The sequence below is a fragment of the Mycobacterium sp. NPDC050551 genome, from assembly GCF_040674075.1.
Taxonomy (GTDB): domain Bacteria; phylum Actinomycetota; class Actinomycetes; order Mycobacteriales; family Mycobacteriaceae; genus Mycobacterium.
On sequence record NZ_JBFARC010000006.1, the window covers coordinates 190,856 to 206,600 of the forward strand.

Here is a 15,745-nt window from a genome sequence, read left to right on the forward strand (position 1 = left end):
TGCTCCCTATCTCACAGTCCGAGGATGGTCGAGGCGATGATGGTGCGCTGCACCTCGTTGCTGCCGCCGTAGATCGAGGTCTTGCGGTAGTTCAGGTACGTGGGCGCCGCGTGCTGGGCCCAGTACGGCGAGGCGATGTCGTCGCCTGCGTCGAACGGCAGCGCATCGGCACCCGCCACCTCGACCAGCAGTTCGGTCGCGATCTGCTGGAGCTGGCTGCCCCGCAGCTTGAGCACCGACGACGCCGGGTTGGGCTTGCCGTCGACCGATCCGGACGCCACCCGCATCTGAGTGAGTTCCAGTGCCAGCGCGTCGTTCTCGGCCTCGGCCAGGCGGGCGGCGAACAGCGGGTCCTCGAGCAGGCCGGACTCCTTCGCGCGGGCCTTGACCTCGGAGAGCTTCAGCTTGGTGCGGGCCACCTGGGTGATGCCGGTGCGCTCGTTGCCCAGCAGGAACTTGGCGTAGCTCCAGCCCTGGTTCTCCTCGCCGACGAGCTGGTCGGCGGGCACCCGGACGTCCTCGAAGAACACCTCGTTGACCTCGTAGCTGCCGTCGACGAGCTTGATCGGCCGCAGCGTGATTCCCGGGGTGTTCATGTCGATGAGCAGCAGCGAGATACCCGCCTGACGCTTGGGCGCCTGCGGGTCGGTGCGCACCAGGTTGAAGATCCAGTCGGCGTGCTGGCCCAGGGTGGTCCAGGTCTTCTGCCCGTTGACCACGTAGGTGTCGCCGTCGCGGGTCGCGGTGGTGCGCAGCGAGGCGAGGTCGGACCCGGCCTCCGGCTCGGAGAACCCCTGGCACCACCAGATGTCCAGCGACGCGGTAGGCGGCAGGAACCGTTCCTTCATCTCCTGCGAGCCGAACTCGGCGATCACCGGGCCGATCATCTTGGCGTTGAACGTCAGCGGCTCGGGAACGCTGGCCAGCTGCATCTCGTCGAGCCAGATCTGGTGCTGGGTCGGCGTCCAGTCCTTGCCGCCCCACTCGACGGGCCAGTTCGGCACCGCCAGACCGTGCTCGTGCAGGATCTTGTGCGTGGTGACGATGTCCTCTTTGGACACCTCGCCGCCGCGGCGCGAGCGCTCGCGGACGTCGGCGGGGATCTTGGTCGTGTAGAAGGTGCGTAGCTCGTCCCGGAAGGCGGCTTCCTCCGGTGTCAGCGCCAGTTGCATTGCTGCCTCCCTACTCGTCGGTAATCAGGCCTGTATGTACCGTAAACCACCCGGTTGGTCGGGTCGCTGGCGCACCGGGACTACTACCCGCCACTGCGATGGCGGAGAATGCGGACATGGCCAAATACCTGCTGAACGACGCGGCGGTGGAGAAGGCCCGCGACCTCATCGAGGCCCGCCAGTACGTGCTCGACAGCGACTGGGGTGAGGTCCAGCCCCGCGCCGACGCGCAGAACGCCTACCTGGACCGGCACTCGTGGGACGACTACGCCGCCTGGCATCTCGCGCTCACCGACGGCGCGTCCGACGGCACCAAGGCGCGGTACGCCTTCAGGTACGGCGACTTCCGGCGGCTGCACCGCACCGGCCTGATCGCCTGCGTGTACCGCGCCGCCGAGTGGCGGCACAAGCAGGTGGAGCTGGCGGCCCACGATCTGCTGCAACGGCTCGACCGCGCCTGCGGCATCACCTAGTCGCGCAGCAGGAACTCCAGCAGCCGGTCCCGCACCTCCGGCGACGCGTCGACGGCGGGGTCCGAGCCGTGCAGCAGGCCGAGGCCGGCGCCGAACAGCAGCCCGGAGCGCAGCGCGGCGTCGCCGGGTTCGAAGCCGTAGTCGGTGAAGGCCTGCAGGACCGCCGCGAACACCCGCTGGTCGCCGCGCCGGACGCTCTCGCCGACCCGGTCGTCGGTGAGCGCCCAGGCCCGCATCACCCGCTCCACGGACCAGTGGTCGGGGCGCGCCAGCATGCCCATCATCCGGGCCAGACGCTCCCGGGGATCGAGGTCCTCCATCGAGATCAACCGGCGGCGGTCCTCGGCACGCAGCTCGGTCCAGGAGTCCACGAGCGCGGCGCGGTAGGCCTGGATGTCGGCGAAGTGCCAGTAGAAACTGCCCTTGGTGACGTTGAGCCGCTCGCAGAGCCGGCCGATGCGCAGCGCGTCGAAGCCACCCTCGGCAAGCAGGTCGAAACCGGCTTCCACCCAGTCGTCGAACGACAGGGGTTGGTCGCGCTGCGACGCCATGACGCGCAGCATACGGTCACCGTCGCGGCCATCCGCTGACACTGGCGAAAATTTGCCCGCTCGGGCAGCGCGTTTAGCGCCGCGGCCGGTGGGGCAACCGGGCAGGCGACAGCAGGCCGCACCGGACCGATCCAGGAGGTCTCCCATGAGCACCGACAACACTTCCGCCGACTCGGCCAACGACGTCGGCGACGAGGGCGAAGCGCTGCGCCCGTCCGAGGCGCTGGACTCCGACGAGGTGCGCAACAACGACGGCGACGACGTCGTCGACCCGCCCGAGCGGTGGATCGAGCCCAAGGAGGACGAGACCCTCGACGAGCGGCTGTCCGACGAGGTGCCCGATGTCTCCGCCGACGGCGCACCGGCCGCAGGCGACGCCACCGACGGCGGTGACGTCGTCTCGGTCAGCGACGACGAACTCGACCACCTCGACACGCAGCGGCACGGCACCGACGAGGGTCAAATCAGCGGCACCCCGGAGGACGGCGAGTCGTTCTTCGACGTCGTCGAGTGACGCGGGGCGGGCGGCCCCGTCCGGTCAGTCGCCCGCCTGCAGCACGATCACCGAGCGCGAGTCGACACTGAACGTCGTCCCGGCCGGCACCGGCTCGCTGTGTCCGGCGCCGTTGCCCCCGGTGTAGATCACCGGCTTCCACAGCTTGCCGAACTCCTCGCCGGGCATGGTGAAGTCGATCGGCTCGTGGTGGGCGTTGAAGCACAGGAAGAACGAGTCGTCCACCACCCGCTGACCGCGGTCGTCGAGGTCCGGGATGCCGTCGCCGTTGAGGTACACCGCCACCGACTTGGCGAACCCGCTCTCCCAGTCCTCGTCGGTCATCTCCGAACCGTCGGGGGAGAACCACGCGATGTCGGGCAGGCCGGGTCCGCCCTTCTGCCGGACCGGCCTGCCGCTGAAGAACCGGCGACGGCGGAACACCGGGTGCGCGGCCCGCAGTGCGGACACGGCCTGGGTGAACTCCATCAGATCGGTGTCCGCGGTGGACCAGTCGATCCAGGACAGCTCGTTGTCCTGGCAGTAGACGTTGTTGTTGCCGTGCTGGGTGCGGCCCAATTCGTCACCGTGCGCGATCATCGGAACACCCTGCGACAGCAGCAGGGTGGTCAGGAAGTTGCGCTGCTGCTTGGATCGCAGCGCGATGACCTCAGGGTCATCGGTGGGACCCTCGACGCCGCAGTTCCAGGACCGGTTGTGGCTCTCGCCGTCGTTGTTGTCCTCGCCGTTGGCCTCGTTGTGTTTCTCGTTGTAGGACACCAGGTCCCGCAGCGTGAAGCCGTCGTGGGCGATGACGAAGTTGATCGAGGCGACCGGACGGCGAGCGGTGTGCTCGTAGAGGTCCGACGAGCCGGTCAGCCGGGAGGCGAACTCGTCGAGTGTGGCCGACTCGCCGCGCCAGTAGTCGCGGACCGTGTCGCGGTATTTGCCGTTCCACTCCGTCCACTGCGGCGGGAAGTTGCCGACCTGGTAGCCGCCGGGTCCGACGTCCCACGGTTCGGCGATCAGCTTCACCTGGCTGACCGTCGGATCCTGCTGCACGAGTTCGAAGAACGTCGACAGCCGGTCCACGTCGTAGAACTCGCGGGCGAGCGTCGAGGCCAGGTCGAAGCGGAATCCGTCGACATGCATCTCGGTGACCCAGTACCGCAGCGAGTCCATGATCAGCTGCAGCGCGTGCGGGCTGCCGGCGTTGAGGCTGTTGCCGGTGCCCGTGTAGTCCATGTAGTAGCGCTTGTCGTCGTCGACGAGGCGGTAGTACGCCGCGTTGTCGATGCCGCGGAACGAGACCGTCGGACCCATGTGGTTGCCCTCGGCGGTGTGGTTGTAGACCACGTCGAGGATCACCTCGATACCGGCTTCGTGCAGGGTGCGCACCATCGCCTTGAACTCCTGCACCTGACCGCCGGGGGTGTTGCTCGAGCTGTACTTGGGGTCGGGCGCCAGGAAGCCGATCGTGTTGTAGCCCCAGTAGTTCGACAAGCCCTTGTCGATCAGGGTCGAGTCGTTGGCGAAGTGGTGCACCGGCATCAGTTCGATGGCGTTGACGCCGAGCGCCTTGAGGTGATCGATGATCACCGGGTGGGCCACCGCGGAGTACGTCCCCCGGATCTGCTCGGGGATCTCGGGATGGGTCTGGGTGAGTCCCTTGACGTGGGCCTCGTAGATCACCGTGTCGGCGTATTCGTGTTTCGGCGGGCGGTCCACGCCCCAGTCGAAGAACGGGTTGATCACCACCGACTTCGGCATGAGGTCCGCCGAGTCGTCGTCGTTGCGGCTGTCCGGTTCGCCGAAGTTGTAGCCGAACAGCGGCTGACCCCAGTCGAACGTGCCGTCGATCGCCTTGGAGTACGGGTCGAGCAGCAGCTTGTTGGGATTGCAGCGCAACCCGTTGGCCGGATCGTGCGGGCCGTGCACCCGGTAGCCGTAGCGCTGGCCCGGCTCGATGTTCGGGATGAAGCCGTGCCACACGAAGCCGTCCACCTCGGGCAGCGTCACGCAGCCGGTCTGCTGACCGTCGGCGTCGAACAGACACAGCTCCACCCGCTCGGCGACCTCACTGAACACGGCGAAATTGGTGCCGAAGCCGTCGTACGTCGCGCCGAGCGGATAGGCCTTGCCCGGCCAGATGTCGGCCAGCGCGGCGGGCGCGTCGGCCGGTGGGGCGGGCTTGCTCGAGCTGGCTCGGACCAAAGTGCACTCTCCTACTTCCCTGGATTGACCAAGGCGACGATACGGGTCCCCGTGATGCGGGAGCATCACGAGCGTTCTTCCAGCCGTCCCGCTCCGGAGAGGAGTCCATGGTGTCGAGCCGCCCCGACCAGCCCCGTTACCGCACGTTGCTGGTCGACGTCCGCGCCGGTGTGGCCACCATCACCCTTAACCGGCCGGACCGGCGCAACGCCGTCGGTGACGGGATGCGGGACGAACTGGCTGAGGCCTATACCCGGTGCGACGGGGACGAAAACGTGCGCGCGATCGTGCTCACCGGGACGCCTCCGGCGTTCTCTGCGGGTGCCGACCTGGCTGCGGGTGAGGACACCTTCACCGCCCCGGGGCCGGGGTTCAGCGCGGGAGGGATCGACGTGCCGGCGTGGACGCTGAGCAAACCCGTGATCGCGGCGGTCAACGGTCATGCGCTGGGCCTGGGGTTGACGCTGGCGCTGCAGTGCGACATCCGCATCTTCGCCGCCGACGCGAAGTACGGCGTCGTGCAGGTGCGCCGGGGCGTGGTGGGTGACGCCTACGCGCACTGGGTGCTACCGCGGCTGGCCGGGATCTCCGGCGCCGCGGAGATCCTGCTCACCGGCGCGACGTTCGACGGCCACCGCGCGGTCGAACTCGGCCTGGGCAGCCGCGTGCTCGACGCCGCCGAGGTGCTGCCTGCGGCGCTGGCGGTGGCACGCGACATCGCCGAGAACACCGCGCCGCTGTCGGTGGCCGCCAGCAAGCGGCTGCTGTGGGACTCCTTCGATCTCGACCGGGACGCCGTCGGCGCCCGCGAGACGGAGATCCACCTGCGGCTGATGGCCCACGACGACGCCCGCGAGGCGATGCGCGCGTACCTGCAGCAGCGGCCGCCGCGCTGGTCGGGCTGACCGGTCAGGCCACCTCGACACCCGCCGCGCGCAGCGCGTCGACGGCCTCGGCGGTGGACGTCGGCGACACCCCCGCAGTGAGGTCGAGCAGCACCCGCGTGGTGAAGCCTGCGGCGGCCGCATCGGCGGCCGTGGCCTTCACGCAGTAGTCGGTGGCGATGCCGACGACGTCCACGGTGTCGACGTCGCGGGCGCGCAGCCAGTCGGCGAGCGGGGCGCCCGTGGCGTCGGCGCCCTCGAAGCCGCTGTACGCCGCGGAGTAGTGGCCCTTGTGGAACACCGCCTCGACGGCGGACGGGTCGAACGCGGGATGGAAGTCGACGCCGGGGGTGCCGACGACGCAGTGCGGCGGCCACGAGTCGCGGAAGTCCGGGTCGTCGGAGAAGTGCGCTCCCGGATCGATGTGGTAGTCCTTCGTCGCGACGACGTGGTCGTACTCGTGTGCGCCGAGCAGCTCGGTGATTCCCCGCGCGACGGCGCCGCCGCCCTCGACGGCCAGCGACCCGCCCTCGCAGAAGTCGTTCTGGACGTCGACGACGATCAATGCCCGCATCCTGCAACGGTATCCCCGCACCGCGGGGCGGCGCTCAGAAGCGCGGCGGTTCGTCGCCGCCCTCGCAGGCGGTCAGGGTGGGGCAGACGATGTAGTGCGCCTGGTTGCCGCCGTCGCGCCGGGCCTCGCCGACGGCCGCGCGGGCGATGCCGATCAACTCGGTGAGCACCTCGTAGGGCGGGTGCTGGGCGAGCCCGCGCATCGGCGTGCTGACCACACCGATGCTGGCGCTGGTGCGCGGTGGCGTCACCTTGATCGCACTGCGGACCCGCTCGACCAACGGCGAACTGTCGGTGGTGGGGAAGCTGTCGACGATCAGGAACTCCGAGTCCGGCACGTGGGCGATGACGGCGTTCTGCCGGGTGGTCTCGCGCAGGGTCTGCCCGACGGCGACGCGGGCCTGCTCGCCGGACACCTTGCCCTCGGTCTGCGTCAGCAGCGCGTAGCTGTCCAGGTCGACGGCCACGATGACCAGGTAGCGGTCGTCGTCCCGGTTTCGGGCGGCGATGAACGCCGACGCGGTCCGGTAGAAGGCGTCCTCGTTGAGCAGGCCGGTGAGCGGGTCGATCTCGGCGTTGTGGACGTTGATCCCGAGCAGGTGCACCAGGGACTGGCAGGCGAACGGCGTGCCGAAGTTGACCAGCACCAGGAACAGCAGCGTCGAGCAGGCCAGCGCGGTGTCACCGGTCTCCGCGAGGCGCAGCGCCAGCACTCCGGCGGTGACCGAGGAGATGACGAAGTTCAGCGCCATGTAGCGCGGGGTGTGGAAGAAGGCGATGTAGCCGGCGAGCACGGCGAAGGCGGTGGCGCCGAACATCCCGTTGAACGGGTCGGCCTGCACCAGGCACGCCGCCGAGATGCAGGCGGCCACCACGATGACGAAGAGCGACGACTGGGTGCGGCTGAGCCAGCCGTGCAGCAGCCAGGTCGCCGCCAGCGCGAGCAGACAGGTGGCGACGATCAGCGCGACGGTCCACCCGACGCGGCCCTGCGGGCCTGCCGGGCTGGCCAGTGAGACCAGCACTACGCCGGCGAAACCGGCAAGGGCGAAGGCGAACAGCCGGCAGGTGCTGAGCTTGGCGCCGCGGGCGGCCAGCATCGCGGTGAGCCAGTAATAGTGGTCGGGTTGGCGCCACCAGTCGCGTACCGCGCTCGTCATACGGACCTCCCAGTCGGCGCCACGTCCCGCAACAGCTCCGAGATCGTGGTGTGCTCGGGCGGCCCCGGTGACGACGCTACCAAGAAACCCGTACCTGCGGTATGTCGAAATCAGCCGCCGAACAGCAGGTACAGCCCCATGAACGTGTAGCCGACCATCACCAGCATCATCGCGAGCTGGCCCGTCAGCTGGTGGGCGCGCGGCAACAACCGCAGCGCCCGGTCGTGTGCGGCGATCACGCCGGCGATGTGACCGGCCACCACGAAGCCCACCTTCAGCGTCGCCAGCACGGCGGGGTGCATGGACAGCAGGTAGCTCACCTCGGCGTCGCCGAGCCCGAGCAGATTCCAGCCGCGGTCGAGCGGGTCGGCCAGCCGGATCACGGTCTGCTGTCCGCGTTCGATCAGGTAGGTCAGGTAGTGGGCGAAGATGTAGCCGATCACGATCGGGATCAGCGAATGCGCCATCAGCCCGGGCAGCCTGCGGCGCAGCGCGCGGTCGACCCCGCCGGTCGCGCGCGCCGCGAGCCAGAAGGTGCCGGCCACCACACCGGCGAACACCAGCAGGCCCGCGGTCCGGACCAGCGTCGCGGCCGCCGCCGACGACGTGTGGTCGTCGACGAACGTGCGGAACGCCGGCGTCGCCGAGAAGCTGTCGAATGCCGTCGAGCCGAGCAGCACCGCGAGCACGGCGACGGTGCCGCCGCGCACCGGCAGCGTCAGCAGGTGGTCGAACGGGTTGCCGATCGCGATGCGGCCGGTGTCCCGGACGCGGTGCATCGGGGAGAGCCGCGACGCCACCACGCTGTAGACCTCGAACGGGTCGGCGCGGGCCGGCCAGCGCGGCCCCCACCACAGCGTGCCTGCGACGACGACGGCGAGGTAGATGACCAGCCAGGTGCGGATCGCTTGCAGCGAACCAGGATCCGCGCTGGCCAGCTCCAGCCACACGAACGCGAACAACCCTGCGGCCGCGGGCCAGTACCCGAGCCGCTCGGGATAGGGCCTGCCGGTGCGAGCGCGCCCGAGCGTCGCGACGCGGAATGCGCTGCGCACCGGCGACACCGCCCGCCACACCGGCCCGATGAGCAGCGACAGCGCGGGCACGCCCACCCAGATCAGCACGTAGAACACGCCGGGCAGCGGGTTGTCGGCGCCGTCGGGCCCGAAGAACGCGGCCATCGCCACCCAGCCGGTGAACGCCAGGGCCGCCGCCGCCAGCACCCACCGGGTGGCGGGCGCGTCCACCGCCGTGGTCACCCACTGCGGCAGCGCCCGGCCCGGCTTGTCGGGGTCGAACCGAGGTGTGCGCCAGGCCAGCGCGACGACGGCGAAGGTGAACGTCAGCGCCCACGCCGCGCCGATCAACGCATAGGTGAACGGGATCGGCAGGTCGGTCGAGCCGCCGAGGCCGTGCGCGAGGATCGCGGTGGAGGCGCCCGCCGTCACTGCTGTACTTGGATGGTCGCGACGACCTTGCCCGCGTCGTGCAGTTCGATGTCGACGTTGCCGGGCACGTCGACGGTGAACTGGAACTGCTGACCGGGCTTGGCCTCCACCGGGAAGCTGTGCTCGGGGACCGAGTGCACGTGCAGTTCGTCGGCGGCGTCGCTGTCCACCCGGATCACGATCGGCTGGCCCACCTTGGCCTGCAGCGCGGCGTTGGTCGGGGTGACCTCGCCGCCCTGGATCTTCACCTCGATCGTCAGCCGGTCGGGCGCCTGCTGCTGATCGGTCATGTCCGACGGCGCGACGGTGGTGACCGACGGGCTGCTCGACGCGGCGGCTGTGCTGCTGCCGCCGTCCGCTCCGTCGCCACCGCCGCCGCACGCGGCGAGAAGGGTTGTCGTGGCTGCCAGTACGAGGATTCTGCTAAGCGCTGTCACGGTCACCCATCTTGGTCGGTTGCGCCGATCCCTTCACTGTGAGGCCCGTCTCCTCTGCGCCGGTTCTTCACCGCGATGTAGACCACGACCCCGGCCACGACGATCGCCGGGGCGAACGCCGGGACCGCAAGCCAGATCGGGTGATCGGCGAGCAGTTGGACGTCGGGCCGACCCGTCATGCCTGCGCTGAGGGCTGCAGTTCGGCGTCGCTGTCGGACGGTTCGCTGTTGTTGATCCGGCCGCCGCCCCAGGTGATGCCGGAGATCATGGCCAGCGTGCAGACCAGCACCACCAGGCAGCCGATCAGCCACAGCGACTGCGGGATGTCCGGGCTGCGCTCGCGCTGCAGGATCGTGACCTCCGAGACGAACGGCCGGGTGAACTGCGGGTCGGCACGCACTTCCTGCGCGCCGATCCCGGGATCGCCGGCCAGGAAGATCGGCACGGCGGTGAACGTCTTGCCGTCGTGCACGCGCAGCAGGGTCTTCCAGGAACCCGCGACCGGCATCGGCTTGGTGGACACGTAGTGGCCCGGGCCGACCTTCTCGAGGTGATCGATGAACTGGCCGCGTTCGTTGGGCAGTCCGCCCTGCCAGCCCAGCACCGACACCCAGTTGGGGTCGTCGCTGATCACGTCCGGCGGGTTGAAACGCACGTCGGCGGTCACGTAGCGCTCGCCGTTGACGGGCGGCGCCTCGGCGAGCGTGAACGCGGCGGTGGCGTTCTGCGGCACGTCGTAGCGCAGGCCGTTGGCGGCCGCACCGCCGATGGCGAGCACGGTCAGCGCGACGAGGCCGGCGCCGATCGCCCGGCGCGGCAGCTTCTGGGCGGTCAGCACCATGCCGACCATCGCGCCGCAGCCGCCGGTCAGGACAGCCACCGGCACCGTCATCGCCAGGGCTTCGGGCCAGATGCTGGTCGGCCACGGGTAGGCGTAGACGGAGTTGACCCACAGGGACTCCAGCCAGATGCCGATGGTCCCGATGCCGAGGCCGGCGACGAGGCCGAACACCACCGGCCGTTTGAGCAAGGGTGTCAGCGCGAGGAGTTCGACCACGATCGCGGCGCCCAGGTAGAGCGGGAACCAGTTGACCGGCGCGTCGAGCACCGGGGCCACGATGAGCGCGACGATGCCGCGCAGTCCGATCGCCACCAGCGCGGCGATCAACGCGGCGCCGCGACCCATGAAGATGCGGGCGCCGACCAGGGCGAGCGCCGCGGCGGCGGCGATCAGCATCGGCTGGAACGCCTGCCGGAACTGCGGCACCCCGAAGTCGAACTCGATCTGGTACACCGATGCGCCGATCAGGACACCGGCGAATGCGAGGTACTGGACGAACTTGAGCCCGAAGCCGTCGGGCCCCACGTCGGCCGGACGGGCCTTGCGGCCCTCGTGCTCGAGGTACAGCGCCGCCAGCGTCGAGAAGCCGGCGCCGCCGATCATCATCAGGTGGGTGGGGCCCCACAGCGTGACGTCCTGGCCGAAGATGCGGTGCCAGACGTCGTCGAGCGGGAAGCCCATCAGGGCATAGAGGCCGCAGCCGGCCATCACGATGCCGCCGACCGGGGCGTACCAGTTGTCGGTGATCCGCACGGCGGCCGGGCCGGGCCGCTCCCCGTCCAGCGGCAGCACCATCGCCGTGCAGCCGGCGACGAAGATGCCGAACAGGCCGATAAGGATGAAGTAGTGGGCCGGGTTTGCCAGCGCGCCGTCGTCGCGACCGTTGCCGATGTGCAGGCTGACGTCCCAGATGAAGCCGTACAGCGCGCAGATGATCGACGAGATGAACATCGCGATGGGCAGCGCGACCCACGACGGGCGCTTGAAGCGGTGCCCGCTCCAGTCGGCCAGCTTCCTGAGCCAGGTGATCTTGTGTTGGCGGTGCATCCAGCCGATCCAGAGCAGCACCGCCGTGACGACGCCGCCCGCGGCGGTCAGACCGATGATCTCGTTGATGGCGGCGCCGCCGCCCTCAGAACCCTCGGCCAGCACCGAGACGCTGGAAACCTGGTCGAAGAACCCCACTGTCATCTCCCCGAGTCGCGCGGACCGAACCTACCGCTGGGTAATATTGCCAGAGAGGCCCTACCCGAAACCAGGGGTACCGGGTTGTTGGTCATGCCACGACACGAAAAGTCTGCAGTGACGTGTCGGCGGCGTCCGGGATGTTCATCCCCGCTTCGAGGCCGGTCCGCAGGTAGGAGACCACGGCGTCGTTGAGCCGTTCGCCGGGCACCACCGCCGGGATGCCGGGTGGATACGGCGTGATCTGCTCGGCGGCGATCCGGCCCGCCGCCTGCTCGGCGGGAACGTCCTCGACCCGGCCGAAGAAGGCGTCGCGCGGTGACGCGACGGTCTCCAGTTGCAGTTCCTCGGGCGCGGGCAGGTCGATGCGCGGTGGCCGCTCGAAGTCGTCGGCGGCCCTGCGCCACGCCCACATCGCCTCCACCAGGCGGTCCGCCGCGGCCCGGTCGTCGGCCATCGACATGGTGGCCACCATGCGCCGGTGGTCGCTCATGTGCAGGTCGATGCCGCAGTGCTCGCGCAACCAGTCGTGGCCCTGGTAGCCGGAGGTGCCGGTGGCCGAGATGTCCATCAGGACCTGCATCCGGTCCAGGTCGTGGGAGGCCTGTTCGCCGAGCAGCTCGTCGTCGAGCACCTCCACGCCGGGGATCTCCTCGAGTCGCTCCCGCAGTTCGGCCACGCGGCCAGCACCTCGAGCACCCGCGGGTCCACGCCTCGGCCCTGTCGGTGGCCCGGCGGCGCATAGTCGTAGAGCGCGCGTTCGCGGTGGTCGACAAGGGCGTCGAGCAGCGGAGCGCGGGAGTGGTCCATCACGGCTGCAGGACGACCTTCACCATCCCGTCCTCCTTCTTCTGGAACGTCTCGTAGGCGCCCGGCGCGGCGTCCAGCGGCAACCGGTGCGTCGCGAACGACTCCACACCGAGCGGGTCGTCGGCGGTCAGCAGCGGCATGATGTCCGGCACCCACCGCTTGACGTTGGCCTGCCCCATCCGCAGCTGGATCTGCTTGTCGAACAACGTCTTCATGTCGATCGGGTCGGCGACGCCGCCGTAGACACCGCTCAACGAGATGGTGCCGCCGCGGCGCACCAGCGAGATCGCGGAGTTCAGCGCGGCCAGCCGGTCCACCCCGGCGTTCTTCATCACCAGTCGGCCCACCGGCGCGGGCAGGAAGCCGCTCGCGGTCTGCGCCGCCTCGGCGATCGGCGAGCCGTGCGCCTCCATCCCGACCGCATCGATCACCGCGTCGGCGCCGCGGCCCTCGGTGATGTCGGCGACGACGGCGTCCGCGTCCTCGCTGCGCAGGTCGATCACCTCGGCGCAGTACGCCCGCGCACGGTCCAGCCGTTCGGTGACCCGGTCGACGCCGATCACCCGGCAGTCCTTGCGGTGGGCGGCGATGCGGCACGACATCGCGCCGATCGGCCCGAGACCGAGAACGACGAGTGTGCCGCCGGCGGGCACCTCGGCGTACTCGACGGCCTGCCAGGCCGTGGGCAACACGTCGGACAGGTAGACGTAGCGGTCGTCGGGCCCGTCGTCGGGGACCTTGATGTGGGTGTACTGCGCCTGCGGCACCCGCAGGTACTCGGCCTGTCCGCCCGCGACCTCGCCGTACAGCTTCGAGTAGCCGAATAGCGCTGCGCCGGTGCCCTGGTCGCGGTTCTGCGTGGTCTCGCACTGGCTCTGCAGGCCGTGGTCGCACATGAAGCAGGCCCCGCAGGAGATGTTGAACGGGATGACCACCCGGTCTCCGACGTTCAGGTCGCCGACCGAGCTGCCCGTCTCCTCGACCACGCCCATCGCCTCGTGGCCGAGGATGTCGCCTGGGCTCATGAACGCACCGAGCACCTCGTAGAGGTGCAGGTCGGAGCCGCAGATGTTGGTGCTGGTGACCTTGATGATCGCGTCGGTCGGTTCCTTGATGATGGGGTCGGGCACCGTGTCCACGGACACCTTCCGCCTGCCCTGCCAGGTGACGGCACGCATACGTCCTCCTCCGAAATCTCGTCCTGATGTCTCTCGGAGTGGCATGCCCGCAATGCGGTGCCCCAAACGGGCGCCGGGGTCAGCTCCAGGGGGTGGTCGGCCGGTCCCGGCGGTGGCCGTCGACCACGACGTCGACCTTCTCGTCGAAGAAGCACACCCGGTCACGCACCGGTTCGGCGTCGTGCAGCGGGTCGGGATAGGTCCACGCGAGGTCGCGCGGGCCGCCCGGCAGGGAGAAGTAGTGGGCGCGGCCCTTGTACGCGCAGTGACTCGCGGTGTCGCTGGGCTCCAGTTCGGCGGTGACGTCCTCGCGCGGCAGGTAGAACCGCACCGGCAGTTGCGTCTCGAAGAGCAGCATCGGCCGGGTGGACTCCGCGAGCCGGGTGCCGTCGAGTTCGACTACCACGTGACGGTCGCTGCGCAACACGTCGATGCGGCTGAACGGGTCGTGCGGGTGCCCGACGATCGGCTCGTCCTCCTCGCGCCACTGGAAGGGGTCGAACTGCAGGATCGCGTAGCCCTCGAGGTCCGGGTCGTCGGGGGTGAAGGCCGCGGCTGCGCCGGTCTGGTCGCCGGCGATCACGTCGTACGGCGTGCCGGCACAGCTGTGCGAGACGAACGGCACCGACGGATCGAGGACGGGGCGCGCGGTGTCGTCGTCGTCGATCCCCGATTCGGCGCCCGCCGGAACCAGTTGGGCGGCGAGGTCGGCCGTCGGGACGGCGTAGGCAGGCACAATGCGGCGCGGCTCCCACACCAGCCGGGCCCGGCAGGTGTCGGCGACGGGCTCACCGCCGAGCGACACCCGCACCCGCTTCTCGGTCGGCTCGAAGCGCAGCGCCCCGATGTTGCCGCCGATCGCGTCCAGCATCCGAATCGCCATGAGGGGGTTACTTCCGCGGCGGCTGCAGCACCTTCATGGCCAGCCGCATCACCGGTTCGGGGACGCGGTCCTTCGCGCCGAGGGCCGCGTCGGCGGCGCGGCCGCGCAACGGCGTGCCGCGTCCGAACCACCGGTTCAGCGGCCCGCCGGTCGGTTCGAGGTCGACGTGCAGGGGTGGCGCACCGTCGGCGGCGCCGAGCGCACGCCCGATGACCATCCGCTGGATCTCGCTGGTGCCCTCGAAGATGGTGTACAGCTTGGCGTCGCGGTACCACTTCTCCACCGGGTGGTCGGTGATGTAGCCCCAACCGCCCATCGTCTGGATGGCGCGCTCGGTGGCCTTGACCGCCACCTCGCTGGCGGCGAGCTTAGACATCGAGCCCTCGCCGCGGTCGAACGGCACACCGGTGGCGGCCATCCACGACGCCCGCCACGTGAGCAGCCGCGCCGCGTCGATCCGGGTCGCGATGTCCGCGATCGGGAACGAGATGCCCTGGTTGTCGATGATCGGCGCGCCGAAGGCCTCCCGCCGGTTGGCGTACTCGGTCATGTATTCCAGTGCGGCACGGGCGATTCCGAGCGCCTGCGCGGCGACCATCGGCCGGGTCTGCTCGAAGGTGCCCAGCGACGCCGAGCCGGACCGGCGGGCGCCCTCGACGGCCTCGCGCGCCTTCTCCAGTTTGTGCTCGAGCTTCTCGTTCCCGCCGAGCAGGTTCTCGCCGGGCACGCGCACGCCGTCGAACTTCAGCTCGGCGGTGTGCGACGCCCGGCAGCCCAGCTTGTCGAGCTTGCGCACCAGTTCCAGTCCGGGTGTGCCACCGGGGACGATGAACATCGCCTGGCCGCGGTGGCCCAGTTCCTGGTCGACCACGGCGTTGACCACGTGGACGTTGGCGATGCCACCGTTGCCGATCCACATCTTGTGACCGTCGATGATCCAGTCGTCACCGTCGCGACGCGCCGTGGTGCGCAGGTTACGGACGTCGCTGCCACCCTCGGGTTCCGAGATGGCCAGCGCGGCGAGCTTGAGATCGCCCGGAGTACCGAAACATTCGGGCGCCCACTGCAGCATCTGCTCCGGCGATGCGGCCTGTCCGATCGCCGAGAGCGCCAGTGCGGGCATCACGACGGCCAGCCCGATGCCGGCGCAGCCCCAGAACAGCTCCTCCATGAACATCGGCAGCGACAGCCCGGTGGGGTCGCCGATCAGGTCGCGATAGAACAGCGGGCTGTAGAAGCCGCGCTGCGCAGCCTCCTCCAGCACCGGCCACGGAAACTCCTGGCGCTTGTCGTACTCCTGCGCCACGGGACGGATGCACTGCTCGGCGAACTCGTGGGCACGCCGCGCGAGGTCGTGCTGCGCGATGGTGGGCGTCAGGTCGAAGGTCATCAAGCGACGGATTAGCCGCGCGGCGTCGCCGCGAAACCTCGGACCACGCGACC

Annotated in this window: 14 protein-coding genes and 1 pseudogene; 3 read left to right on the forward strand and 12 right to left on the reverse strand. The window is 69.8% G+C overall.

From position 1 onward, the window contains the following. Window positions 1–11: 11 nt before the first annotated feature. Window positions 12–1,172: an acyl-CoA dehydrogenase family protein gene (locus AB0K11_RS23105; protein WP_364982419.1), complete on the reverse strand. Its 1,161-nt coding sequence runs from the start codon at window positions 1,170–1,172 to the stop codon at window positions 12–14. Window positions 1,173–1,288: 116 nt separating this feature from the next. Between AB0K11_RS23105 and AB0K11_RS23110 the strand changes: the two genes are divergently transcribed. Then, complete coding sequence (locus AB0K11_RS23110; RefSeq protein WP_364982422.1) at window positions 1,289–1,645, forward strand: hypothetical protein; 357 nt, start codon at window positions 1,289–1,291, stop codon at window positions 1,643–1,645. Here the strand turns inward: AB0K11_RS23110 and AB0K11_RS23115 are convergent. After that, complete coding sequence (locus AB0K11_RS23115; protein ID WP_364982425.1) at window positions 1,642–2,196, reverse strand: helix-turn-helix domain-containing protein; 555 nt, start codon at window positions 2,194–2,196, stop codon at window positions 1,642–1,644. The genes AB0K11_RS23110 and AB0K11_RS23115 overlap by 4 nt on opposite strands. A gap of 145 nt (window positions 2,197–2,341) precedes the next feature. Here AB0K11_RS23115 and AB0K11_RS23120 point away from each other — a divergent pair, with 145 nt between their 5' ends. Further along, the gene (locus AB0K11_RS23120) at window positions 2,342–2,710 is read left to right on the forward strand and encodes a hypothetical protein (RefSeq protein WP_364982427.1); all 369 of its coding nucleotides are present in this window, start codon (window positions 2,342–2,344) and stop codon (window positions 2,708–2,710) included. Window positions 2,711–2,734: 24 nt separating this feature from the next. On the opposite strand, the gene glgX is transcribed toward AB0K11_RS23120, so the two are convergent. Next, window positions 2,735–4,903 carry a glycogen debranching protein GlgX gene (gene glgX, locus AB0K11_RS23125; protein ID WP_364982429.1) on the reverse strand — a complete coding sequence of 723 codons (2,169 nt, stop codon included), beginning with the start codon at window positions 4,901–4,903 and terminating at the stop codon, window positions 2,735–2,737. Window positions 4,904–5,010: 107 nt separating this feature from the next. Between glgX and AB0K11_RS23130 the strand changes: the two genes are divergently transcribed. Beyond that, complete coding sequence (locus AB0K11_RS23130; protein WP_364982432.1) at window positions 5,011–5,808, forward strand: enoyl-CoA hydratase/isomerase family protein; 798 nt, start codon at window positions 5,011–5,013, stop codon at window positions 5,806–5,808. 4 nt (window positions 5,809–5,812) lie between these two features. Here the strand turns inward: AB0K11_RS23130 and AB0K11_RS23135 are convergent, their stop codons facing one another. From AB0K11_RS23135 to AB0K11_RS23175, 9 genes and pseudogenes are all read right to left on the reverse strand, one after another. Continuing rightward, window positions 5,813–6,361 carry an isochorismatase family protein gene (locus tag AB0K11_RS23135; RefSeq protein WP_364982435.1) on the reverse strand — a complete coding sequence of 183 codons (549 nt, stop codon included), beginning with the start codon at window positions 6,359–6,361 and terminating at the stop codon, window positions 5,813–5,815. A 34-nt stretch (window positions 6,362–6,395) separates the two neighbouring features. Further along, window positions 6,396–7,520: a diguanylate cyclase gene (locus AB0K11_RS23140; protein ID WP_364982438.1), complete on the reverse strand. Its 1,125-nt coding sequence runs from the start codon at window positions 7,518–7,520 to the stop codon at window positions 6,396–6,398. A 110-nt stretch (window positions 7,521–7,630) separates the two neighbouring features. Further along, entirely contained in the window at window positions 7,631–8,968 is a 1,338-nt protein-coding gene (locus AB0K11_RS23145) for a hypothetical protein (protein WP_364982441.1), read from the reverse strand. Further along, entirely contained in the window at window positions 8,965–9,405 is a 441-nt protein-coding gene (locus AB0K11_RS23150) for a hypothetical protein (RefSeq protein ID WP_364982444.1), read from the reverse strand. The genes AB0K11_RS23145 and AB0K11_RS23150 overlap by 4 nt, the downstream gene beginning before the upstream one ends. 175 nt (window positions 9,406–9,580) lie before the next feature. Beyond that, window positions 9,581–11,437 (reverse strand): hypothetical protein, encoded by a 1,857-nt coding sequence (locus tag AB0K11_RS23155; protein ID WP_364982447.1) that lies wholly within the window; start codon window positions 11,435–11,437, stop codon window positions 9,581–9,583. Window positions 11,438–11,522: 85 nt separating this feature from the next. Continuing rightward, window positions 11,523–12,104, reverse strand: a pseudogene (locus AB0K11_RS23160) (ornithine decarboxylase); the annotation flags it as partial. Between the two features lie 136 nt (window positions 12,105–12,240). Then, a complete protein-coding gene (locus AB0K11_RS23165) occupies window positions 12,241–13,419 on the reverse strand; it encodes a zinc-dependent alcohol dehydrogenase (protein ID WP_364982450.1) in 1,179 nt (392 codons plus the stop codon). 79 nt (window positions 13,420–13,498) lie between these two features. Next, complete coding sequence (locus AB0K11_RS23170; RefSeq protein WP_364982453.1) at window positions 13,499–14,302, reverse strand: DUF427 domain-containing protein; 804 nt, start codon at window positions 14,300–14,302, stop codon at window positions 13,499–13,501. A 7-nt stretch (window positions 14,303–14,309) separates the two neighbouring features. Continuing rightward, complete coding sequence (locus AB0K11_RS23175; protein WP_364982456.1) at window positions 14,310–15,692, reverse strand: acyl-CoA dehydrogenase family protein; 1,383 nt, start codon at window positions 15,690–15,692, stop codon at window positions 14,310–14,312. Window positions 15,693–15,745: the final 53 nt, after the last annotated feature.

What these genes read in the sequence shown, in the direction of transcription:
- AB0K11_RS23105 (WP_364982419.1), bottom strand. Translation starts at nt 1,172, where the DNA reads ATGCAACTGGCGCTGACACCGGAGGAAGCCGCCTTCCGGGACGAGCTA.
- AB0K11_RS23110 (WP_364982422.1), top strand. Translation starts at nt 1,289, where the DNA reads ATGGCCAAATACCTGCTGAACGACGCGGCGGTGGAGAAGGCCCGCGAC.
- AB0K11_RS23115 (WP_364982425.1), bottom strand. Translation starts at nt 2,196, where the DNA reads ATGGCGTCGCAGCGCGACCAACCCCTGTCGTTCGACGACTGGGTGGAA.
- AB0K11_RS23120 (WP_364982427.1), top strand. Translation starts at nt 2,342, where the DNA reads ATGAGCACCGACAACACTTCCGCCGACTCGGCCAACGACGTCGGCGAC.
- AB0K11_RS23130 (WP_364982432.1), top strand. Translation starts at nt 5,011, where the DNA reads ATGGTGTCGAGCCGCCCCGACCAGCCCCGTTACCGCACGTTGCTGGTC.
- AB0K11_RS23135 (WP_364982435.1), bottom strand. Translation starts at nt 6,361, where the DNA reads ATGCGGGCATTGATCGTCGTCGACGTCCAGAACGACTTCTGCGAGGGC.
- AB0K11_RS23140 (WP_364982438.1), bottom strand. Translation starts at nt 7,520, where the DNA reads ATGACGAGCGCGGTACGCGACTGGTGGCGCCAACCCGACCACTATTAC.
- AB0K11_RS23155 (WP_364982447.1), bottom strand. Translation starts at nt 11,437, where the DNA reads ATGACAGTGGGGTTCTTCGACCAGGTTTCCAGCGTCTCGGTGCTGGCC.
- AB0K11_RS23165 (WP_364982450.1), bottom strand. Translation starts at nt 13,419, where the DNA reads ATGCGTGCCGTCACCTGGCAGGGCAGGCGGAAGGTGTCCGTGGACACG.
- AB0K11_RS23170 (WP_364982453.1), bottom strand. Translation starts at nt 14,302, where the DNA reads ATGGCGATTCGGATGCTGGACGCGATCGGCGGCAACATCGGGGCGCTG.
- AB0K11_RS23175 (WP_364982456.1), bottom strand. Translation starts at nt 15,692, where the DNA reads ATGACCTTCGACCTGACGCCCACCATCGCGCAGCACGACCTCGCGCGG.